The organism is Anaerophaga thermohalophila DSM 12881, from assembly GCF_000191885.1.
GTDB lineage: Bacteria > Bacteroidota > Bacteroidia > Bacteroidales > Marinilabiliaceae > Anaerophaga > Anaerophaga thermohalophila.
Genome location: NZ_AEWI01000049.1, coordinates 1 through 22110, shown reverse-complemented (window position 1 = coordinate 22110; position 22110 = coordinate 1). Strand labels below are relative to the sequence as shown.

Genomic DNA, 22110 nt, shown 5'->3' with positions numbered 1-22110 from the left:
GGTTGTTAGGTTGTTAGGTTCAAGACTTAAAATGTTTAAAGATTCGAGGTATTTGCCATTGCCCAATAGATGGTACTTTATGGACAGCCACTAAATTATTTCAGATTAACAAAAGGGGGTTTTACCACCCTGGCTTTCAAATCCCGGTTTCGTATTCTTATGAAAATCTCAGTATCCACTTCCCAAAAGCCCTTTTTCAGGTACCCCATACCTATACCTTTTTTTAATATAGGTGACATAGTTCCTGACGTTACTTCTCCGATAATATTTCCTGAGCGGTCCACGATTTCATAATCTTTGCGGGGTATTCCCCTGTCCTCGAGGACAAAACCTTTCAGACGCTTTTGAACGCCTTCCTTCTTTTGCTTTTCAAGAATGGGCCGGGAAATAAAATCGTTGCCATCCACAAATTTCGTAATCCAACCCAGTCCGGCTTCAATAGGAGATGTGGAATCATTAAGATCGTTGCCATACAATGCAAGTCCCGCTTCCAGTCGAAGCGTATCCCGTGCACCGAGCCCTGCCGGCAGCATACCTTTGTCTGCGCCTTCATTCATCAGCGCTTCCCAAACTTTTGGCGCATCCTCATTATAGATATATAGTTCGAACCCGCCTGATCCGGTATATCCGGTATTTGAGATAATGACATTTTCTATGCCGGCAAAATCGCCCACTTTAAAAGCATAGAAAGGAATTGATGCCAGATCAACGGAAGTCAGCGGTTGCATTATCCCGGCAGCCCTGGGCCCCTGAACGGCAATCAATGAAATCCGGCTGCTTGCATTGTCCAATTCGGCTCCGGCTTGATTGTTTTCCATACACCATTCCCAGTCTTTCTGAATGTTTGCTGCATTAACAACCAGCATGTACTTTTCCTTTTCATAATGATAAACGATGAGATCATCAACTATTCCGCCTTTTTTATTGGGCATACATGAATATTGAGCTTTCCCGACAGGTAGTCCCGCAACATTATTAGAGGTGATGTATTGAATAAAATCAAAGGACCTGGGTCCTTTCACCCAGAATTCTCCCATGTGAGAAACATCAAACATTCCGGCTGCTTTCCGTACAGCTATATGCTCATTAGTAATACCTGTATACTCAACAGGCATTTCAAATCCGGCAAATGGCACCATTTTGGCTCCTAATTGCTTATGAATTTCATTTAAAGATGTCTTTTGCATCTTGAAAAATATTTATCGCAAAGTTACTCCGGATAGCCCGGAAAACAAAAACTTTGGCAGGATGAAACGTCAAAGAATAAACTATCAATGCAAATTTATATGAAAAAAAGAGAGGAAAAGAATGATAATTATTTGTAAATTTACGTTATTAGCATCAAGGCCATATTGTATTTCTCATTCTATGAGGTTGGTATAAAAAGCATGTTTTGTTAAAATCAAGGTGTTTTAAATTTTTGTACCGGAAAATAACCTGTTGTTAATGAGGATTTATCAGAATAAAAAATAAGTATAAGTCATGGGTCTGATAGAACTCGCATGATTGATTTTATACATCAACTTTTGTGACAAATCATGTCATGCTCGTTTCAAAAAATTTATAACAACAAAGAGTCTGGCAACAAAGATGCTTTTTAGACCGGGCTCATTCAATATTTTATTAAATTTGGGCATTTAAACCTGTCAAAAAACGTTTGCACTATGCCAAGCAAATATGAATGTATCAATTTAAGTTATCTTGAAAGCATTGCCGAAGGCGACAAAGATATTATTAAAGAACTAATTACAATTTTCTTAGACCAGATACCAGAGTTTACAGAAGGACTGGAAAACAGTTTTAAAGAAAAACGATGGCTCGACGTTGCCGCTATCGCGCATAAAGCTAAATCGTCGGTTATCTCGTTGGGAATGGAAGAACTTGGCAACCGTGACCTCAAAAATCTGGAACTGGTAGCCAAAGAACTTCATGTGAGAGACATCAGGAGCAAAGACAATCCGGAAACAAGAGAAGAAGAGGAAGCAGAGCAACTGGAAAAAAATCTTCAGGGATATGACAAAGAACACCAAAACTGGATAAAAGCCAATGCTTCACCGGAAACGGTAGCTTCCATTATTGATAAATTCAATACAACCATTAGGAAGGCAGAAGAAGAACTCAAATCAGAAATTAAGAAATAATGGATACACGACTTAAAGTAACCCGTCAAAACGATATGTTAATTGGCACCCTTGAAGATACCGACAGGCTGAACGCAACAATTGCCCCGGAGGTAAAAGCTCAGCTTAACAGTAATTTAAACAAGCCGGAGGTAAATTTTATTCTGAATCTTCAGAAAATAAAATTTATCGACAGTACAGGAATAGGAGTGCTAATTTCTGCCTTAAAAACTGCCCGCCAAAATAACGGTAATTTTTATCTCACCAACGTGAATAAAGAGGTTATGGATTTATTATCGTTAATGAAACTTGACAAGGTTTTTGACTTCTACGAAGGATAAGCAGTTGTCAGGCTGTCTAAAAAGTCCGTTTTTCTCTGTAAATCTCCGTGATGTGCTTCGTGCACCTCTGTGTTAGCAATTGAAACGAGCATGGCAAGGTTTGTCACAATAAGAATATGTATAAGCACCATTTAGCCTCTAATCATCAAAGAAACCAAAAACAGGGGACAGATTCTTCGTCGTTACCTCCTCAGAATGACAAGAGGCCCTTTGTCATTCTGACGAAGGGGAGAATCTAAAAAAAGCAAACAGACTAAAATGTGATTTTTATTGATGTTAATAAAAAATAATTTGCGTTCATCTGCGTCAACTGTGGTGAACTCTCAACCTTAACTTCAATCTCAATCTTAATCTTAATCTCAACCTCAACCTTAACCTTAATCTCAACCTCAACCTTAGCTGTTTGTCATTCTGAGCGGAGCGAAGAATCTGACATCAATTAAAGTATTATAAATTGCATCAGACCAATAACTTAGACTAATTTTATACTAATGAAAACAATACTTGCCTCAGCAAGTATTGAATTCAGTTTTTTCCAAAGAATTACTTTTTAGACAGCCTCTTTTGCAAAATCCGGTACTAAAATTACATAATTTAAAACCTCTAACGAACTATCAAATTTCTAACCCGTCTGATTTTTAATTTCTGAATACCAGGTTTTCTCCATCAAAATCGACCAAAATGGGCTTTTCTTTGTCCACCTCATCGGCCAGCAATTTCTTCGACAGATCGTTCAGCACAAATCTTTGCATAGCCCTCTTGATGGGTCTTGCTCCAAAAAGTGGATCAAATCCGACATCGGCCAGATGATCAACCGCACTAGCGCTGATGCTGATTTCAACACCCTGTGCTTTCAGCAATTTAGCCACCTGAGCAAACTGCAATTTAACGATCTCCTTGATTTCGTCCCTGGTCAGAGGCTTAAACATTATAATATCGTCGATCCGGTTCAGAAACTCAGGCCGTATCGTTTGTTTCAACAGCGACATCACTTCATTGCGGGTCTTTTCGGCCACCTCGTCAGTAAAACCGTCCTTTCCGGCTTCTTCGTAGTTTTTCTGAATAAGGTGCGACCCCACGTTAGAAGTCATTATGATGATCGTATTTTTAAAATCAGCATGGCGACCTTTGTTGTCGGTCAATCGTCCGTCATCAAGCACCTGTAACAGGATATTGAAAACGTCGGGATGAGCTTTCTCAATTTCATCGAGCAACACCACGGAATAAGGTTTCCGGCGGACTGCTTCGGTCAGCTGTCCGCCTTCCTCATACCCCACATATCCGGGGGGAGCTCCAATCAGTCTTGAGACGGAATGCCGTTCCTGATATTCGGACATATCAATTCGTGTCATCAAGTCTTCATCGTCGAACAGGAACTCTGCCAAAGCTCTGGCAAGCTCAGTTTTTCCAACCCCTGTCATTCCGAGGAAAATAAACGAACCAATGGGTCGTCTGGCATCCTGCAATCCGGCACGGCTGCGTCGTACAGCGTCCGAAACTGCGGCAATGGCTTCGTCCTGCCCAATTACCCGTTTGTGCAACTCGTCTTCGAGTTTCAATAACTTCTGACGTTCGCTCTGCAACATCCGTGTTACCGGAATACCTGTCCACCGACTCACGACTTGTGCTACATCCTCAGCATCCACTTCCTCTTTGATCATTGCGCCTTCGGACTGACGTTCGGCCAGTTCTTTCTGCAGTTTTTCAATCGCCTCGTTGGCTTCTTTAATGCGTCCGTAACGCAGCTCTGCTACTTTTTCATAAAGTCCTTCCCGCTCAGCCTTTTCTGCTTCGAATTTATATTGTTCTATCTGTTCCTTGTTCTTCTGAATCCGATCAATAATATTTTTTTCTTCTTCCCAGCGCGCACGTAAAGAATCTCTTTCGCCTTTCAGCTCTGATATTGTTTTACTCAGCTCTTCTACCTTCTTCTTATCACCTTCACGGCGAATGGCTTCCCTTTCAATCTCGAGTTGCTTTATCCGGCGTTCAATTTCGTCAATTTCCTCCGGTACCGAATTCATTTCTATCCGCAATTTCGATGCAGCCTCATCGATAAGATCAATGGCTTTGTCAGGCAGGAATCTGTCAGTAATATACCGCTTTGACAGCTCTGCCGCTGCAATGATGGCTTCATCGCGTATCCGCACTTTATGGTGGCTTTCGTAACGTTCTTTCAGGCCGCGAAGGATGGATATCGCAGAAGCCAGATCGGGCTCATCGACCATAACAATCTGGAAACGACGCTCAAGGGCCTTGTCCTTTTCAAAATATTTCTGATACTCACCCAGCGTGGTAGCCCCAATGGCTCTCAATTCACCCCGTGCAAGAGCAGGTTTAAGAATATTGGCCGCATCCATGGCGCCTTCACTTTTTCCGGCTCCTACAAGGGTATGTATCTCATCAATGAACATAATGATTTCACCATCACTGCTCACCACCTCTTTCACTACGGCCTTTAACCGCTCTTCGAACTCACCTTTATATTTAGCTCCGGCAATCAGAGCTCCCATATCGAGCGAAAAAATACGCTTACTCTTCAGGTTTTCGGGAACATCACCATTGATAATCCTGTGCGCCAGTCCTTCGGCAATAGCCGTTTTACCTACTCCGGGCTCTCCGATTAAAATAGGGTTATTTTTTGTCCGGCGCGACAGTATCTGCAAAATTCTTCTGATTTCATCGTCACGGCCGATTACGGGATCCAGCTTGCCGGTACGGGCCATCTCGTTCAAATCTATGGCAAATCGTCCCAAAGCATTGTAAGTTTCTTCGGCCGACTGACTGTCGACTTTACTTCCCTTACGCAACTCTTCTATGGCCTGTTTAAGTCCTTTCTCTGTAACACCGGCATCCTTTAGCATTTTTGAAACCTGATCGCTGCTTTTCAAAATTCCCATCAGCAAGTGTTCGATGCTGGTGAACTGATCACCCATTTCCTTTGCAAAATTAATCGCTTTCTGAAGGCTGTCGTTGGCATCACGGCTCAGATACGGTTCACCTCCGCTTACTTTGGGATACGATTCTATCATCTTATTTAACACCGGTAAAACCTGCCCGGCTCCCATTTTATTAAACAGGAAACGGGTCACGTTTTCTTCAGTCTCAAATATTCCTTTCAGCAAGTGACCGTTTTCGATGGCCTGATGCTGATAACCTGCAGCAATTTGAAAGGCCTGCTGGATTGCTTCCTGAGCTTTTATTGTAAATTGGTTTAGATTCATAGTTATTCGTTTTATGTTTTTAAAGTATGAGTGCAGTATAAAAAGCCTTCAAACTGCTGATTTTTACCGTTTTTACCCCTCACCCCTAAAGGGGAACTGCTAAAAATCAGCAGTTTGAAAAAGTCCCCTTTTGGGGATTTAGGGGTCAAAAGGCTTTTTAGACTGCACTCAAGTATTACTTCAAGGTTCCTGCCATAAACTTTATACTGCTAAATTGACCGTTTTAAACGCCATAATATGCCATTTTTTCAGCCTGATTTATTTAAAAGCTTCATTATTACTCAATAGTTTGGCCCGATAAAACCAGACATCTCAGGGTATAGTATCAGACAAAAAATATGTATTTTAGCAACGACCCGGAAATAACAAGATATCACTATGCAATTTAACTGGCGCAAAATTAATCGTGTAATTCACCGCGATTTAGGCTACTTCTTTACAGGCATGATTATCATTTACGGCCTGTCGGGAATAGCTCTGAACCATATTGACGACTGGAATCCGAACTATATCATTGAAGTTCAGGAGAAAAAAATATCCCTTCCTGAACATTTTGATGAAAACAACCAGGCATCTGTGCTGGCCATTCTTGAACAATGCGGAGTTAATCAAGACTATAAAAATCATTATTCTCCTTCGCCGGGAATGATAAAAATTTTTCTGGAAAAAGGAAGTTCGGTGACAGTAGATACAGCAACGGGAATAGCAAATATTGAAATCATCCGGAAAAGACCGGTTTTTTATGAAGTCAACTTTTTACATTACAATCCCGGCAAACTTTGGACCTGGTTTTCTGATATTTTTGCGTTTTCGTTAATGATACTTGCCATCACGGGCCTTTTCATCCTCAAAGGGAAAAACGGAATCCGTGGAAGAGGCGCCTGGCTCTCAATAGCAGGAATTCTGATTTCAATCGCATTTTTGGTAATATACCTTTGACAACCAATGATTGAATATACCGGCCATTTTTCCATTTTTTGCGGACGATCTGAAAAAAGAATACGTCTTGTCATAATATTGTTGCTTTACTTTACTTTTTTATGCAATGCCCAGTCAACGGATACCACTATAATCATAAGAAATGATACGGTTATCAGGTTGATAAAGCCAGGGAACTTAAATATTGAAGAACCTCAGGAAGGGAAAAAACTGGAAGAAATACTGAAAGATCATTCTGAAAATAATTTTTTCTCGCGCAAGCTGCACGAGTGGCTCGTTAAGAGTAGTTTAAACAGTGATTCATTATCTCAAAATAAAAATTATCTTCAATTTTCAGGCAAAAGAATTGCCAATATTGACATCAGAAACATTCCTCCTTTCGGTGGTTCAGTAAACGATACAACAATAGTTGAAGACTCATGGCTGGTAAAAATGGGCAATACGCTAAGATTCGAAACAGCTCCGCAAATTGTTTTGAAAACTCTGACTTTTGAGGCAGGGCAAAGTCTTAGCCAGTCAGATATTACAGACAGCGAGCGGTTGTTGCGTTCCCTTTCATTTATTAACGACGCTAAGATAGTTGCCTGGCCTCATGCTAAAAATAATGATGTGGTAAATATAAGTGTGTACATACAAGACCGGTATCCTCATGCAGTATCCATCGGACGGGAAAACCAGCAACCTTCGGTATCGCTCATCAACAAAAACCTTTTTGGTCGCGGTATTTCTTTGTCGCACACCATTGTAACGCCAACCACCGATATCAGGGACTGGGGGGTTAGAGAGACTTTCGGAACAGAAAATTTCCTAGGCGAATACATCAACTTTGAACTTGACTATTCGCATATAAAAAATTTACAGCTTATCTCGGGTAATATTGAAAAAAACTTTGTACTGCCTGAAATAAAATATGCCGGTGGTGCTACGGTTAACCGCTCTTACGTAAATCCCAAGCTAAAGGATTACCCATCCCTTGAATGGGAGTCTCCTCTTGATTACAGGAGACAGAATTTCTGGTTTGGCCGTTCATTTTTGTTTAGAGATTCCGACCATCCGTTGCGGTCCAATTTTTACATAACAACCCGTTTCCTCGATTTAAAACTTTTTGATCAGGTTGAGAATCAAAAATTTCTTCCCGTGGGAAAGTTTTATTTCGGAGGTCTTTCTTTCTCGAAAAGAGGCTACTATAAAAAATAATCTCATTTATTCTTTCGGACGGACAGAAGATGTTCCTTATGGTTTTCTTACATCTTTGAATTACGGGTATCAAGACGGCGATGGCTCAACCCGTCATTATCTGAATTTTCACCACTCATTGGGAAAAGCGCTTATCCCATCAAAAGGCTATCTCTATCTGAGTGCCGACGTAGGCTCTTTCTTCAAATCCGGCTCCCCTGAACAAGGACATCTCAAGCTTGTCGGAGAGTACATTACCCCCTTAATAAAAGTAGGAAACAGCGATCTCAGAAACTTCTTTGAAATCCAATATGTAAACGGACTTAAACGATTTCCCGGAGAGTATTTGTTTCTTGATGAAGACGTGAATGGTCTGCATAGTTTCGATTACAGCGAATCATTAAGAGGATCAGAAAAAATAGTCTTAAAGACAGAGCAGGTATTATTTACGAACATAGAACCGTTGGGATTCAAATTTGCGGCATTTACATTTTTCGATACCGCTTTTCTAAAAGAGAGTTCGAAAAGCCTCTTTAATCATACGCCATATTTTAGTTTTGGAGGTGGCTTGCGGATAAGAAACGACAACCTGGTCTTCAACACTCTGCAGATAAGACTGGCCATCATGCCCAGAGTTCCCTCCGGAGAATTCCCGTTAAGCCTCCGGATCACCGGCGAAAAAACAAGGCATTTTCAAGATTTTGTACCTGCTCAACCAGGAACGACTGTATTTTACTAAAACCTGAGTTCTTGCAATCAAACAGCCGCTTTGCCCTGCAAAGAGAGCCGGGCGGAGCGATACGATTTAGGCGAAGTATCGCTTTACTCAGAGTTAACCCCGATTTAGAAAATGTTGGCTTTCATAACTATTTTAATGAGAGCCTTACATTTTCTATATTTCTGATCAAAATCGGGAAATCGGGAAACGGAATCGATCTTGCCCGGCTCCGCCGCTTGATTGCAAGAATTTGGATAAAATTTATATTAAAAATCAAAACTCTTACAATCAATACTTTAAATACAGAAAGATCATTTATTCCAGCCAGACATCCGCGACTTCAAAGACCTACAAAGTGATTATTTTTTAGATATTTATCGAAATATTCTGTTTTTTTGAATATCTTTGACTAAAGACAAAATAAGGGCCAATTTTCAACAAAGAATTAGTGCGATATGATATCCGGAAAAACCATACCATTTTTACTTTTTGTTGTGAGTGCCGGCATGTTCGCATTGGCTTTCAGTCAGCCATCGAACCAAAAGGACATCTATGCCGACTGCATGGAACAAATCGACAATGGATTTATTCACAACAGTCAACCTATGAAAGCGCTTCTTACCGGTACGGAAGTAGCCGAATTCAGAGCCACCCTGTTCGAAGGTAATATCTACCGGATTGCAACCTGCTCACCTACAAATAAGAGAGTTTGGTTCTCAATCTATGATACCAATAATAATTTATTGTTTTCCACTACCCGGCATAATTACCCATCAAGCTGGGATTTCAAGATGGAGGGGAACATGGAATGCAAGATTGAAGCAGGTCTGGTGCCGGGAAGCGGAAGCTCGGGCATGGCAGTGCTCCTTATCGGTTTTAAGAACCTGAGACCATCTGCCTTTTAACTGAATAAAACAGGTTTGAATCAAGTGTCGGTTTTGTTGCACAATCCTCTTAGAAAATGTGGATTTTTCTGAAAAAATATCAACAGCAAATAGTTTTGAAAATCAACTGTCGAAACGAGAGGATCATAATTTTCAGAAAAACCTCAAACATTGAAAATACCACATGAGTGAAGGTATTTTAAAAGCATTGATGCAATTATTTGCCCTGGTGGCCGCGCCCGATCAGGATGCCGTCTCGCGTCGTAAAGTTGTGCGAAATTATCTTTCGCTTCATCTTAATAATCAACTCATTGAAGAATACCTGATTTTATTTGACCAACATCGGCAAACTTACAGGCAAAAACTTAAAGAAAAAACACGCATTCCCAAGCTATATGCCGCCAGCTCGGTAAGAATACTCCGAATAGCCACCGCCATAAATGAAGAGCTGACCCATTATCAGAAAACCATCGTTATCATTCAGCTTCTCGAGTTTTTAAATTCGGGAAAAGGCGGTATTTCTGAAATTGAAAATGAGTTTGCCGACACTGTTGCCGAAACCTTCAATATTCCGGCAGAAGAGTATGAAGCCATCAAAAATTTCATAACAAACCCCGTTCCCGAAAAAAACAAAGACATACTAATAATAGGGGGCGACAGAGAAAGACGGCAGGAAGAGCGATATATCTTCAGGGAGTTTTTAAACACTGAAATTTATGTTCTCAACATCAGGTCGGTCTCTCTTTTCCTGGTTAAGTCGAACGAAAGCACCGAACTTACTATAAACGGGCAGGTTCTGATCCCCCACCGGATACAGTTTTTACGTCCCGGCGGATCGGTACGGTACATGCACGGGACACCTGTCACTTTCAGCGATATTGCCACGCATTTTAATTACAGTGCAAATCAAACACCCATTGTTTTTGATGTAAGGGATATCTCTTTCAGTTTTAGCAAGAGGCATGAATCCGGTTTACATCCAATGAGTTTCACCAGCCATTCCGGTCAGCTCGTAGGCATTATGGGAGACTCAGGTGCCGGAAAAAGCACCCTGATAAATGTGCTCACAGGCATTTATCTGCCCTCATCGGGTGAAATATTACTTAATGGAATAGACCTTCATTTATTCCCCGAAAAGCTCAAAGGACTCATCGGCTATGTATCTCAGGACGACCTCTTGATTGAAGACCTTACCGTGTATCAGAATTTGTTCTATAACACCAAACTCTGTTTCGATCACCTGAATAATCATGAAATAAAAGAGAAAGTCGATCATCTGTTAAGGTCGCTGGGACTGTTCGAGATCAGGAATATGAAAGTAGGCTCTCCGTTGAACAAGAAAATAAGCGGCGGACAAAGGAAACGCCTTAACATAGCCCTGGAATTGATAAGGGAACCTTCTGTGCTTTTTCTTGATGAGCCCACGTCAGGCCTGTCATCCCGCGACTCCGAAAACATAATGGACCTGCTAAAGGATCTTGCAGTTAAAGGGAAATTAATATTTGTGGTAATCCACCAGCCATCATCAGAAATATTCAAAATGTTCAACCAACTGCTGGTGCTTGATACAGGTGGTTACTTAATATACCATGGCGATCCGGTAGGTGCCATCAACTATTTTAAGTCGTGCATCAACCATGCCAACCGAGACGAGAGTGAATGCCCCGTATGCGGGAATGTCAATCCCGAACAAATCCTCAATATAGTCAACTCACATGTCCTGGACGAATACGGTACGCCTACACCAGTCAGAAAAATAACCCCCGAGGAATGGTTTAATACCTTTAAAAAAATACATCCTTCAACAAGAAAGAGGGAGGAGAAGAGATTACCTCTGCCCGAGATCAATTTCCAAATACCCGACAGATTAGGGCAATTAAAAATATTCTTCACAAGAGACCTGAAATCAAAGCTGGCCAACGTCCAATACATATTTATCAATCTTTTCGAAATGCCGGCTCTTGCACTGGTACTTGCCGGATTGCTTTATTATTTTCAGGTAGGCGAAAACAGCAGTAAGCAATACTATTTTTATAACAATCCAAACATTATTACATACATCATTATTGCTGTAATAATAGCCATTTTTGTGGGACTGACCGTCAGTGCTGAAGAAATCATCAACGACAAAAAAATACTGAGACGCGAAGCGTTCCTTAATTTGAGCCGATTCAGCTATTTGTTGTCAAAAGTCGGAATCCTGGCCATCTTATCAGCGATTCAGGTGGCCTTGTTTGTCTGGATAGGAAACAGCATTCTTCAGATAAAAGAGATGTTTATGGATTATTGGCTCATACTTTTTACATCTGCAGTTTTTGCTAACCTACTTGGGCTCATAATATCCGACACACTTAAAAAGACTGTTAACATTTACATTTTAATTCCCTTTCTGATCATTCCACAGCTGATCCTGAGTGGCGTTTTTGTCTCCTACGACCGTCTCAACCCCAATTTCTCATCGGTATCTGACATTCCGTGGTATGGCGAATTAATCACTGCCCGGTGGGCTTTCGAAGCCCTGGCTGTGAATCAATTTAAGGACAATAACTACCAGGAAGAGTTTTTCCTTTACGAAAAACTGAAAAGTAATGCTACTTACAGAAAAGATTACTGGTATCCGGCTATGAAGTCGGAACTAATGAAGGCAGAGTCAACAGATGATACGTTTGTTTTGAAAAACAATGTGGAACTGATTAATAATGAGTTCAGCAAAATAGCAGAAGAATTACCTTCCAGACCTGAATTTGAAAATATTGGAACATTCAAATATATTCCACAAAAAGAAAAGTCAGAGAAGGCGAGTCAGTACCTGGAAAGAATAAAAAAATTTTACATAGGACTATACAATGAGGCCGACAGACGTCATGAAGAACATCGACGTGCCCTGATACGGAAGCACCCCGAAGCTGGTCGGTTTTATCTTACCCAACTCAGGAATTACTACCACAACGAGGGCCTTGAAAGATTTCTAAGAGGTACGGATGATTTTTTCTCCAAAAGGATTATCCGGCACAATAACCGCTTCATCCAGAAATTTGATCCCATCTATAAAGAGCCAAAACACAAATTCGTAAAAGCTCATTTTCTCGCTCCGTTCAAGAAAGTCGGAAATCTTCAAATCGAAACGTACCGGATTGATTTAATCGTTCTGTGGGTTATGAATTTTGTGTTATTTATTCTGCTGTATAACAAAACTTTAAAGAAGATTTTGTCGAAGGGAAAGAATCATTTAAGCGTTAAAAAGACTCCGGTAGAATAATAATTTGACGGATAAAACTCCTGCCACCTTGCGTGAAATTTTACTCACATGCAAGCGGGTAATACATATTCTTATTGTGGCAAAACGTTGCCATGCTCGTTTCATCTCACATTTAATAAATTGTTACGGCTGTTAGAATTGTTAAAGTTGTTAATATTGTTGATTTGTTAGTTGTTAGAATGTTAGTTGTTAGAATGTTATAAGTTTTATCACATTAGCTAACAATCTAATAATCTAATGATCTAACAATCTAATGATCTAATAATCTAATGATCTAATGCCCTAATGCCCTAATGATCTATTAAAGCAAACCTTGTTATGCTCGTTTCATCCGTATAAAATAAGTCTAAGTCATTAGTTTGACGGAATTCGTCCCAAGTAATCAGGACACGTTTCATTAAATTTCCGGAATGATCACTCTTCCATTTCAATCATTTTGAATGGCAAGTTGATAATCGACTGGTAATCTTCCCCGGCCTCAAACATGTCTTCATCGTCTTCCTCGTAATACCAATTCACCTGAACCTTATAGCCCTTTTTGAACAATAATTCCAGCTTTTTAAAAATATCGAGGATACATTTAGAAGAAGAAGTATTAAAATATTCAAGTTGAATATTAATTACCGTGTTATCTTTGGGGGAATTCCCGTATTCATCGATCCAGTCAATAAGCGGCTTATAGAACTCAACAGAATTTTCGGGAATCGAGCGCCCTTTGATCTCGACAAACCCCTTTTCGCCGTCCAACCTGACATAGGGAGTTTTTGGTGTGTCTTCGCGAATAATTGTTTCCATAATGGCAATTATATCTTTTTAACTTATATAGACATCTAATGAATAAAACACATGTTCTCCATCGTAAGGATACAAAAAATATTCTAGTTTATTGCCAGTTTTCCTGACAATATCCAACATCCCGAGACCGCCGCCTCCTTTTTCGGAGAGTGCTTCATTTCCCAGAATATCACGATACAGCAAACGTACCTCTTCATCAGAGAGCGAATTAAGTTGCTCAATACGGTCTTTGATAAAATTGACTTTGGAACGCAAAATAAAATTTCCGGTCGTAACCCGGTAAAAAGAGCCGTCGCGTACCAAAATAACTATTCCAAAATTGGGAGACCCACCTGCTGAGAGGCCGGCTGGTGGTGCATCAACATGATGATAGAGGTTTTGCATGCATTCTACGAAAACATTGTAGACCTTCTTCCGTGTCTGCAGTCTTTCACCTTTAAGCTGAGGATTTTTTTCAACAGATTCTAAAGCATGGGTAATCATTTCAGGGGAAATACTTCCTGTATATTTCAGGATTACATCTCCCTGGAGCTTATGAGCATACCATTCTTCAAGATTAAAACCCATTTTAGTGTCTATCATTGATCCATCGCAAATATAAAAATTTATTAAATTTCAGGGTATTATCCTTGCCGAAGTTTAATCAAATCCGTTCAAAAAACCTTGGTAATCACTTCTGTTTTTGGTAAAAACAACAATTTTTATGGCCAAAATGAGAAAATATAAGATAAATGAATCAACTCAAACAAGTGTCTTTGTCTTCAAAACCGTTGTTACGGAAAGTTTATAACGCCTCATTCCCTATTGGTTAATTTCGGCAAAAATACTATTGGTCTTGATTTTCAGAAAAATCAATCATTTCAAACGAAGCCCTAAAATCAAATTCCATCGCCATCCATAAACCCCTTGTGTCGATATTTTTCCTGCAAAATTTTACTGTTTGGGGGAACGGATGAAGTCAACCAGACATTACCGCCAATAACCGAATTGGCCCCCACAGTTATTCTTCCCAGAATAGTAGCCTGTGCATAAATAATGACATTATCTTCCACGATCGGATGTCTGTCGATACCCTTAATCGGATTCCCATCCTTGTCCAGGGGAAAACTCTTGGCACCTAACGTTACCCCCTGGTAAATTTTAACATGATTACCAATAATTGATGTAGCACCAATAACTACGCCGGTACCGTGATCAATTGTAAAATGGTGACCAATCCTGGCCCTGGGATGAATATCAATACCGGTTTCGGAATGAGCCATTTCCGTGATAATCCGGGGAATCAACGGAACCTCCAATTCCAAAAGCTCATGAGCAATTCGGTAATTTGTAATGGCCTTGATGGCCGGATAGCAAAAAATTACTTCTGCCTTGCTTTGCGCAGCCGGATCGCCCAGATAGGCAGCTTCCACATCTGTGGCAAGTAGATGTCTGATCAACGGGAGTTTTTCAATAAATTTTATACTTATCATAGCGGCTCTATCTTGCCGCATCAGAAGGTCTTCCCTGTTCGCGTGTTTACAATCAAAACACAGGCCTGCATACACCTGTTGGCGCAACAGATCGTAAAGTTTTTCCACATTAACGCCAAGATAGTACCGTATACTGTCAGGACGGGTGGATGAATTACCATAATAGCCGGGGAAAATAATCTCTCTGAGCAGATCAACAATTTCTTCAAGCACCCTGGATGAAGGCATTGGTTGATCGGGATAATGGCGGTGACATACAGCCTGATAAGACTCCTCCTGCGAAAGATTCTCTATGATGTCTTTCAGTTTTCTCGGATATTCCAGATAACGCATAACTAAATATTTAATTTAAACGGCTCAACACATCTCTTTGTCAATACATCTAATCGCGTTCTCAATCCTCGGTTGATTAATTCCTCTCACAACACAGTAAGGGACTCCGTAATACGTCAGTTCATCGAGGTAACGATCGAAAAGGTAGTTTCTCCTGTGAGGATTCTCACGAACGCCATCGGGTTCCCACGGCAAGTCAGGGAAACACAACAAGGCCAAATCGATTCTGCATTTCTCAATGGCCCGATGCAGCCATACCGGACAACAATAAAAAACCTCTTCAAACCACACTTTGGTAATAAACAAAAAGGTATCGAAAAACACCGGTCTCTTACCATCAGTGGCTTGGGTTATCGAACAATATTCCTCAACCTGGTGATTTGCAATGGCTTCAACATCTTCAAAAGTATAATTTCCATTGAGATTTTCTACATATTCTCTTGCGTATTCTTTAACCGCTATTCCATTAAAATGTTTGGCCAGCTCCTCAGTTAATGATGATTTGCCGGTAGACTCGGGCCCCGTAATGATAAAGATGTACCTGCTGCCCTTCCGCTGGTATTCCTTTCTTCCGGACCAATCATGTTTTAATATCTCTGTCACGGGTTTTCATGTTTTTCTTCCATTCCAAATAGCCAATTGCAGCTACAACAGTATAAACCAGGTAAAGCAAAACTGTTACTTCAAGCCCTTTGTAAATATACATTCCACTACTTACCAGGTCAACGATAATCCATACCAACCAGTGTTCAATAAATTTCCGGGCAAGCATCCATGTTGCAATGATTCCCCCGGTGGTTGTAAATGCATCCCAGAAAGGTAATTCCGACGCAGGAATATCTATTAAAGAGGGAACTTTCAATAATATCAGAAGAACCACAACATAAACAATACCTCCGGTAAGCAACAGAATAGCTCCTGTCCTGCCATCCACCTTACTGATGGGCATCTTCTTTCCGCCGGTTCTTTGTCTTCCCCACTTCCAGGTAAGCCAGCCGTATATGCTGATGATAAGGTAGTACACCTGTAATCCCATATCGGCATACAGGCGTTCGTCAAAGAAGACAATCATATAAAAAAAGGATGACAAAAATCCGGTAGCCCATAACCAGATGTTTTCGCGAACCGACAGATAGAGATAAACCAGGGACAGTAATGTTCCTGCGATCTCCATCCAATGTTCCGACAACCATTCAATCATCTTTTCTCAAATACTTTTGAATATTTATCTTCACTTTCCACCAGTTCAATCACCTCATCAAAGAACGGAAGTGCCGGATTGATGACTTGATAATACTTGCCGGTATCCCATAAATTTCGTGCGATCAAAGCTTTAATCTGTAACCTGATCCAGTATTCGGAAATACTCAGTTCCTGCCGGTTCGGAATAATGTCGTTTTCTTCACCTTTTTTTACCAGTTCATCAATAAAACTATCGGGGACTTCAAATCGGGAAGAAAAATCGGAAAAAGCCGGAAATTGCTCTTTCCACATCTCCCTGTTCTCGTCCAGCATGTCCATCACCAGGCGGTTCATGATTCCGGAGGCAACCAAATCGCGATAATAATCCGTATAGTAGGCTGTGTCCATCGGTATAAACACATCGGGTACAATGCCTCCACCTCCGTAAACTTTTCGTTTTTTCTCAAGCGTATTGTAAACCAAGCTATCGGGCATGTGAACACTGTCGGCATACATAAACTCACCATGCTCAAAGCGCTCAAATATCTCACTGTGATATTCCGAGAGTCCGTTATCGTAAGGTTTCTGAATGCTTCGTCCTGACGGAGTAAAATACCTGGCAATGGTAAGTCGTATTTCCGATCCGTCCTGCAATGTAAATGGTCTCTGAACAAGTCCCTTTCCAAAACTCCTGCGTCCCATAATAATGCCCCTGTCCCAATCCTGCACCGCTCCGGCAACAATTTCACTGGCCGAGGCAGAGCCTTCATCAATCAATACTATCAGCTTCCCTTTTTCCCAAAGGTCACCTGGTTTTGAATGATATTCAGACCTGGGAATAGCCATCCCATCGGTATACAACAACAATCGGCGTTCTCCGATAAACTCATCAGCAATATCCAGAGCTGCTTTTAAATAGCCACCGCCATTGCCCCTAAGATCAAGTACCAAATTTTCTATATCACTCTTCTTCAGCTCTTTCAATCCTTCTCTGAATTCCTGATGAGTACTTTGAGAAAATCTTGATATTTTTATGTATCCCGTCTCAGGAGAAATCAAATAAGATGCCTCAACGCTATGAATGGGAATTTCATCACGCTCTACAATAAAATTCAGACTCCTATCATCTCTCAGAATGGTCAATTGTACTTCCGTTCCTTTTGGGCCTCTTAACATATCAAACACATCGCTGTTTGTCAAGCCAATACCAGCCACATTTTCACCGTCAATTTCCAGGATACGGTCGCCTGCCATCATTCCCACTTTTTCCGATGGCCCTCCTGGTATGGTTGAAACCACAAGAAGTGTATCCTTAAGTATCATAAACTCGATACCAATACCCTCGAAATTCCCGTCAAGAGGTTCATTCATGGCCTTAACCTCCTCTGCAGGAATATAAACCGAGTGCGGATCGAGTTTTTCTAACATGGCAATAATAGCCTCCTCTGCAAGTTCATGAGTATTCACACTGTCAACATAGAAAGCAGTAATCAACTGCCAGGAAAGCTGAATTTTTTCCAGTTCTGAATCATTTACCTGTGAATTTGCAGACAATGAAGCCACCAAAAAAGTGATTGTTAATATGAAAACGTTTCGCATTGCTGAATTTTCTTTTAATTTTCCAGGTCATTCCTGCCCTTATTTCATGCCGGGTTGTTGAGTTGTTAAGTTGTCAGGTTGTGGGACTATATATTAGAGAATAGCACTTTACCTGCTGAAGCAGCATAACTTGTACTCGTCTTTAAACCTGCAAAAATTTTCACAATATGTGTGTCTACTCCCATTCAATAGTTGCCGGTGGCTTGGAACTGATATCATAAACCACGCGATTAATACCTTTCACCCGGTTGATGATTTCACTGGAAATACGTCCCAGGAACTCATAAGGCAGATGCACCCAATCGGCGGTCATACCATCGGTCGAAGTAACCGCACGAAGTGCTACCACGCTTTCATAAGTACGTTCATCGCCCATTACACCCACAGAATGAACAGGCAGAAGAATGGCTCCGGCCTGCCAAACCTTGTCATAAAGGTTATGGATGCGAAGACCTTCAATAAAAATGTGATCAACCTCTTGCAAAAGTGCCACCTTCTCTGGGGTAATCTCCCCAAGAATACGAATGGCCAGGCCCGGGCCCGGGAATGGATGACGTTTCAGTATAGTGGGAGAAATATTCAGTTCATGCCCTACTTTTCGTACCTCATCTTTAAAAAGCAATTTAAGCGGTTCAACTACTTTCAGATGCATCTTTTCGGGTAAACCACCTACATTATGGTGAGATTTGATGGTAGCCGAAGGTCCGTTAACGGAAACAGATTCAATAACATCGGGATAAATAGTCCCCTGTGCAAGCCATCTCACACCGGTTATCTTTTGGGCCTCTGTATCGAAAACCTCGATAAAAACTCTTCCTATAATCTTCCGCTTTTTCTCAGGATCGGAAACACCCTTTAATTCACCCAGAAACCGGTCTTTTGCATCAATACCGATCACATTAAGACCCATATGTTTATAAGAATCCAATACCTTCTCATACTCATTCTTTCGAAGCAGTCCGTTATCCACGAAGAGACAGGTAAGCTGTTTCCCGATGGCTCTGTGCAAAAGCATGGCTGCTACTGAACTGTCAACACCTCCGGATAGTCCCAAAACAACTTTATCGGTGCCGATTTGCTTTTGTAGTGATTCAACTGTTTCTTCCACAAAGGAAGCTGGTGTCCAGTCACGGTGGCATCCGCAAATATCTACTACAAAATTGTACAATATCTGCAATCCCTGTGTGGTATGGTATACTTCGGGATGAAACTGAATGCCGTAAGTCGGCTCATTCTGCACCTTGTAGCCGGCAACTTCAACATCGTTTGTACTTGCAATGATACGATAATTATCGGGTAGTTTTATAATAGTGTCACCATGCGACATCCATACCTGTGAATCTTTCTCGATTTCCAGAAACAGTTCATTGTCATGGTCGATGTATTTCAAATTAGCCCTTCCGTATTCCCTGGAGTCAGAAGCTTCTACCAGACCGCCATAATTCTGGGCCATGAATTGGGCACCGTAGCAAACCCCTAAAAGGGGCAATCTGCCCTTAATTTTACTTAAATCAGGTATGGGAGCATTCTTATCACGAACACTGAACGGGCTCCCGGAAAGAATGACACCCTTTACTGTTTCATCAGGTTCGGGAAATTTGTTAAAAGGATGAATTTCACAATATACATTTAATTCACGAACGCGGCGGGCAATTAATTGGGTGTATTGAGACCCGAAATCAAGAATGAAAATTTTTTCCTGCATCGAACAAAGAATATGAATGAATTAAAGATCAGTGCAAATATACAATAGATCATTAGAATTTCTGATATTAGCTACTATATGTTTGTTCCGTTTAAAAATTTATTGACTCAGGTTCCCGAATATCGGGACAGTATGGAAAGACTCCTCATGGATGTTCTTAATGCCTGAGTTTTTGCAATCATCTGATTTAAAACTCTTTGCTGAGTCTGAAGAAGTATTGTATCAAAAACATCCTTCTACCTGATTTACCAGTTTGTCCTCCCCCACTTAACTCTCAGCGCCTATCTTTGACAAGTAAGCGCGTGTTCAAAGAACATAACGCTTAACATGCAGTCCTGCCGAAACGTGCAATTTCTAATATCAAAATAATAATACTATGAAAATGAACCACTTTTTAAAGCCCCTGATCTTATTTTTGGTGGCGGGTTTCATTAGCAGTAACCTGCAAGCCCAAAACGCGAGAATAAAGATTGATCTGGACCGGACAATAGGGGAAGTCAACAAAAACATTTACGGTAATTTTGTTGAACATCTTGGTCGATGTGTCTATGGAGGTATTTATGATCCCGATTCCCCCTTTGCTGATGAAGACGGATTTCGTACCGATGTACTGGAAGCTGCAAGAGACCTGAATATCCCAATTGTTCGTTACCCGGGAGGGAACTTTGTTTCAAACTATAACTGGAAAGACGGTGTCGGACCGGAAAGAACCAAACGTCTTGAATTGGCGTGGGCCCGATTAGAAACCAACGAAGTTGGTACCAACGAATTTATGAAATGGGCCAATAAACTGGGGACAGAGCCTTATTTTGCTGTAAACCTGGGAACAGGCACCATCCGTGAAGCCCGGCAATGGGTAGAGTATTGCAACGTAAAAGAGGGACCGTATTATGCCGAGCTACGAAAGAAACACGGATTCCCGGAACCTTATAATATAAAATACTGGAGTCTCGGAAACGAAATGGACGGTTACTGGCAAATGGGACACCTCAATGCCATTGATTACAGTAAAAAAGCCCGCGAAGCAGGAAAACTGATGCGACTGACTTCGCCCGGTATTAAACTTATTGCGGCAGGGTCTTCCAACTACAGGCCGGATGCAAATCCTGATGATTGGAACCGCACTGTTCTGGAAGAGTTGAAAGACTATATCGACTACATTGCCCTTCACATCTACGTGGGAAATCCCGACAACAATTACTACAACTTCATGGCCACGCCCCTCGTTATTGAAGAACGTACCAGGATTGTGGAAGGAATGATCAACGAAGTGATGCAACGCACTCTACGGCGGGATCATACCGACGATCCTATTTATATTGCCTGGGATGAATACAATGTTTGGTACCGTGCACGCTCAGGAGATACAATGACCGGTGAAAGAGCCCTTGAAGAGCATTATAATCTGGAAGATGCTCTCGTCATTGGTGGTATGCTCAACGCATTCATCAGAAATGCCCATATAGTAAAAATGGCCAATATGGCGCAGCTGGTCAATGTTATTGGTCCCATTTTTACAAGCAAAGACGACATGTACAAACAAACCATCTATTATCCGCTCGAGCTCTTTGCCAATAACATGCACGGAACATCGCTCGATGTATTTGTAGACTGTGAAACCTACGATACTGAAGAATTTTACCTCGGTCTGGGAGAAACTACAACTCAGCAGTCGGATGTACCATACCTGGATGTGTCAGCCACTTATAAGGATGATAATGTTACCATCGCGGTGATCAATCGCCATAAAGACAAAGCCATTCCTACCGATATAATATCACAGTCAGGAGATTTCGACGGAAAGCTGGAAGTATATGAGATTAACGGGCCGGATATAAAGGCTGAAAATGATTTTGGTCAGACCAATGTAAAGACCGAAAGAAAAGAGAACATTAAAGCCAGTGGTTCCGTTGTCACATACGCTTTCCCTCCCCATTCAGTTACCTTATTGAAAGGAAAGATTAAGCAATAAAAATAGTATCTGCCCATAAAGTGACCGCCCGGAGGACGGTATTACGGGCTCTCTGGCGGATTTTAAGGCCTCCTGGTATAGCTTGGGGATCACCGGCAGGTTTTGGGACGTCCCGCCCGCCAAGCCTGAAGGAATTACATACGACACCTTCGGAGTCGTGTCTCTATATTGCAACGACTGGCTATAAACACAAAAGACCTTCGGCCTCCGGGTTTTACCTCCGCTGATAGAGAGAGAACACTTTACCGTATTTATTGCAAAAATTTAATGGACTAAAAAACATCATAATTGTTCCACCCTGACAGGCCGGACGCAGTTTTTTTGCAGAGTTTTTGCCGAAAAATGTCCGGCCTGCTTTATAATAAAAGAGTGCGGTATAAAAAGCATATTT

17 protein-coding genes are annotated in these 22110 nt (G+C 41.2%); 8 read left to right on the top strand and 9 right to left on the bottom strand.

The annotated features are described in order from the left end of the window. Positions 1-95: 95 nt before the first annotated feature. On the bottom strand, positions 96-1187 hold the full coding sequence (gene gcvT, locus ATH1_RS0113280) for a glycine cleavage system aminomethyltransferase GcvT (protein ID WP_010422612.1): 1092 nt from the start codon (positions 1185-1187) through the stop codon (positions 96-98). A 477-nt stretch (positions 1188-1664) separates the two neighbouring features. Between gcvT and ATH1_RS0113275 the strand changes: the two genes are divergently transcribed. Together ATH1_RS0113275 and ATH1_RS0113270 are read left to right on the top strand one after the other, a co-directional pair. Beyond that, positions 1665-2141, top strand: coding sequence for an Hpt domain-containing protein (locus tag ATH1_RS0113275; protein WP_010422611.1), 477 nt, complete (start codon positions 1665-1667; stop codon positions 2139-2141). Then, complete coding sequence (locus ATH1_RS0113270; RefSeq protein ID WP_010422610.1) at positions 2141-2461, top strand: STAS domain-containing protein; 321 nt, start codon at positions 2141-2143, stop codon at positions 2459-2461. The genes ATH1_RS0113275 and ATH1_RS0113270 overlap by 1 nt, the downstream gene beginning before the upstream one ends. Positions 2462-3099: 638 nt before the next feature. On the opposite strand, the gene clpB is transcribed toward ATH1_RS0113270, so the two are convergent. Beyond that, positions 3100-5685, bottom strand: a complete 2586-nt coding sequence (gene clpB, locus ATH1_RS0113265; protein ID WP_010422609.1) for an ATP-dependent chaperone ClpB — start codon at positions 5683-5685, stop codon at positions 3100-3102. A gap of 378 nt (positions 5686-6063) precedes the next feature. Between clpB and ATH1_RS0113260 the strand changes: the two genes are divergently transcribed. The 5 genes from ATH1_RS0113260 (at position 6064) to ATH1_RS0113235 (ending at position 12661) form a co-directional block, all read left to right on the top strand. Then, positions 6064-6624: a PepSY-associated TM helix domain-containing protein gene (locus tag ATH1_RS0113260; protein WP_010420909.1), complete on the top strand. Its 561-nt coding sequence runs from the start codon at positions 6064-6066 to the stop codon at positions 6622-6624. Positions 6625-6630: 6 nt separating this feature from the next. Beyond that, a complete protein-coding gene (locus ATH1_RS22290) occupies positions 6631-7821 on the top strand; it encodes a hypothetical protein (protein WP_245531798.1) in 1191 nt (396 codons plus the stop codon). Further along, entirely contained in the window at positions 7739-8539 is an 801-nt protein-coding gene (locus ATH1_RS22285; RefSeq protein WP_245531797.1) for a hypothetical protein, read from the top strand. The genes ATH1_RS22290 and ATH1_RS22285 overlap by 83 nt, the downstream gene beginning before the upstream one ends. Positions 8540-8973: 434 nt before the next feature. After that, positions 8974-9423: a hypothetical protein gene (locus ATH1_RS0113245; RefSeq protein WP_010420916.1), complete on the top strand. Its 450-nt coding sequence runs from the start codon at positions 8974-8976 to the stop codon at positions 9421-9423. A gap of 163 nt (positions 9424-9586) precedes the next feature. Further along, a complete protein-coding gene (locus ATH1_RS0113235) occupies positions 9587-12661 on the top strand; it encodes an ATP-binding cassette domain-containing protein (protein ID WP_010420922.1) in 3075 nt (1024 codons plus the stop codon). Positions 12662-13075: 414 nt separating this feature from the next. Here the strand turns inward: ATH1_RS0113235 and ATH1_RS0113230 are convergent, their stop codons facing one another. From ATH1_RS0113230 to guaA, 7 genes are all read right to left on the bottom strand, one after another. After that, positions 13076-13456 (bottom strand): DUF1987 domain-containing protein, encoded by a 381-nt coding sequence (locus tag ATH1_RS0113230; protein WP_010420925.1) that lies wholly within the window; start codon positions 13454-13456, stop codon positions 13076-13078. A gap of 18 nt (positions 13457-13474) precedes the next feature. Beyond that, positions 13475-14023 (bottom strand): SiaB family protein kinase, encoded by a 549-nt coding sequence (locus ATH1_RS0113225; protein WP_010420927.1) that lies wholly within the window; start codon positions 14021-14023, stop codon positions 13475-13477. 311 nt (positions 14024-14334) lie between these two features. Then, positions 14335-15261 carry a serine O-acetyltransferase EpsC gene (epsC, locus tag ATH1_RS0113220; protein WP_010420930.1) on the bottom strand — a complete coding sequence of 309 codons (927 nt, stop codon included), beginning with the start codon at positions 15259-15261 and terminating at the stop codon, positions 14335-14337. A gap of 24 nt (positions 15262-15285) precedes the next feature. Next, on the bottom strand, positions 15286-15864 hold the full coding sequence (locus tag ATH1_RS0113215) for an AAA family ATPase (RefSeq protein WP_010420931.1): 579 nt from the start codon (positions 15862-15864) through the stop codon (positions 15286-15288). Continuing rightward, entirely contained in the window at positions 15842-16462 is a 621-nt protein-coding gene (gene pnuC, locus ATH1_RS0113210; protein WP_010420933.1) for a nicotinamide riboside transporter PnuC, read from the bottom strand. Before pnuC ends, ATH1_RS0113215 begins: the two co-directional genes overlap by 23 nt. After that, positions 16459-18042 (bottom strand): S41 family peptidase, encoded by a 1584-nt coding sequence (locus tag ATH1_RS0113205; protein ID WP_010420936.1) that lies wholly within the window; start codon positions 18040-18042, stop codon positions 16459-16461. Before ATH1_RS0113205 ends, pnuC begins: the two co-directional genes overlap by 4 nt. A gap of 175 nt (positions 18043-18217) precedes the next feature. Then, positions 18218-19747 carry a glutamine-hydrolyzing GMP synthase gene (guaA, locus tag ATH1_RS0113200; RefSeq protein WP_010420938.1) on the bottom strand — a complete coding sequence of 510 codons (1530 nt, stop codon included), beginning with the start codon at positions 19745-19747 and terminating at the stop codon, positions 18218-18220. Between the two features lie 382 nt (positions 19748-20129). On the opposite strand from guaA, the gene ATH1_RS0113190 reads away from it, so the two are divergent. Next, positions 20130-21719: an alpha-N-arabinofuranosidase gene (locus ATH1_RS0113190; protein WP_245531762.1), complete on the top strand. Its 1590-nt coding sequence runs from the start codon at positions 20130-20132 to the stop codon at positions 21717-21719. Positions 21720-22110 lie beyond the last annotated feature (391 nt).

Excerpts from the sequence above, each read along its gene's own strand:
- ATH1_RS0113235 (WP_010420922.1), top strand. The coding sequence starts at position 9,587 with ATGAGTGAAGGTATTTTAAAAGCATTGATGCAATTATTTGCCCTGGTG.
- ATH1_RS0113190 (WP_245531762.1), top strand. The coding sequence starts at position 20,130 with ATGAACCACTTTTTAAAGCCCCTGATCTTATTTTTGGTGGCGGGTTTC.
- ATH1_RS0113205 (WP_010420936.1), bottom strand. The coding sequence starts at position 18,042 with ATGCGAAACGTTTTCATATTAACAATCACTTTTTTGGTGGCTTCATTG.
- ATH1_RS0113225 (WP_010420927.1), bottom strand. The coding sequence starts at position 14,023 with ATGGGTTTTAATCTTGAAGAATGGTATGCTCATAAGCTCCAGGGAGAT.
- ATH1_RS22290 (WP_245531798.1), top strand. The coding sequence starts at position 6,631 with ATGATTGAATATACCGGCCATTTTTCCATTTTTTGCGGACGATCTGAA.
- ATH1_RS0113270 (WP_010422610.1), top strand. The coding sequence starts at position 2,141 with ATGGATACACGACTTAAAGTAACCCGTCAAAACGATATGTTAATTGGC.
- guaA (WP_010420938.1), bottom strand. The coding sequence starts at position 19,747 with ATGCAGGAAAAAATTTTCATTCTTGATTTCGGGTCTCAATACACCCAA.
- clpB (WP_010422609.1), bottom strand. The coding sequence starts at position 5,685 with ATGAATCTAAACCAATTTACAATAAAAGCTCAGGAAGCAATCCAGCAG.
- ATH1_RS0113260 (WP_010420909.1), top strand. The coding sequence starts at position 6,064 with ATGCAATTTAACTGGCGCAAAATTAATCGTGTAATTCACCGCGATTTA.
- gcvT (WP_010422612.1), bottom strand. The coding sequence starts at position 1,187 with ATGCAAAAGACATCTTTAAATGAAATTCATAAGCAATTAGGAGCCAAA.
- ATH1_RS0113245 (WP_010420916.1), top strand. The coding sequence starts at position 8,974 with ATGATATCCGGAAAAACCATACCATTTTTACTTTTTGTTGTGAGTGCC.
- ATH1_RS0113230 (WP_010420925.1), bottom strand. The coding sequence starts at position 13,456 with ATGGAAACAATTATTCGCGAAGACACACCAAAAACTCCCTATGTCAGG.
- pnuC (WP_010420933.1), bottom strand. The coding sequence starts at position 16,462 with ATGATTGAATGGTTGTCGGAACATTGGATGGAGATCGCAGGAACATTA.
- ATH1_RS0113275 (WP_010422611.1), top strand. The coding sequence starts at position 1,665 with ATGCCAAGCAAATATGAATGTATCAATTTAAGTTATCTTGAAAGCATT.
- epsC (WP_010420930.1), bottom strand. The coding sequence starts at position 15,261 with ATGCGTTATCTGGAATATCCGAGAAAACTGAAAGACATCATAGAGAAT.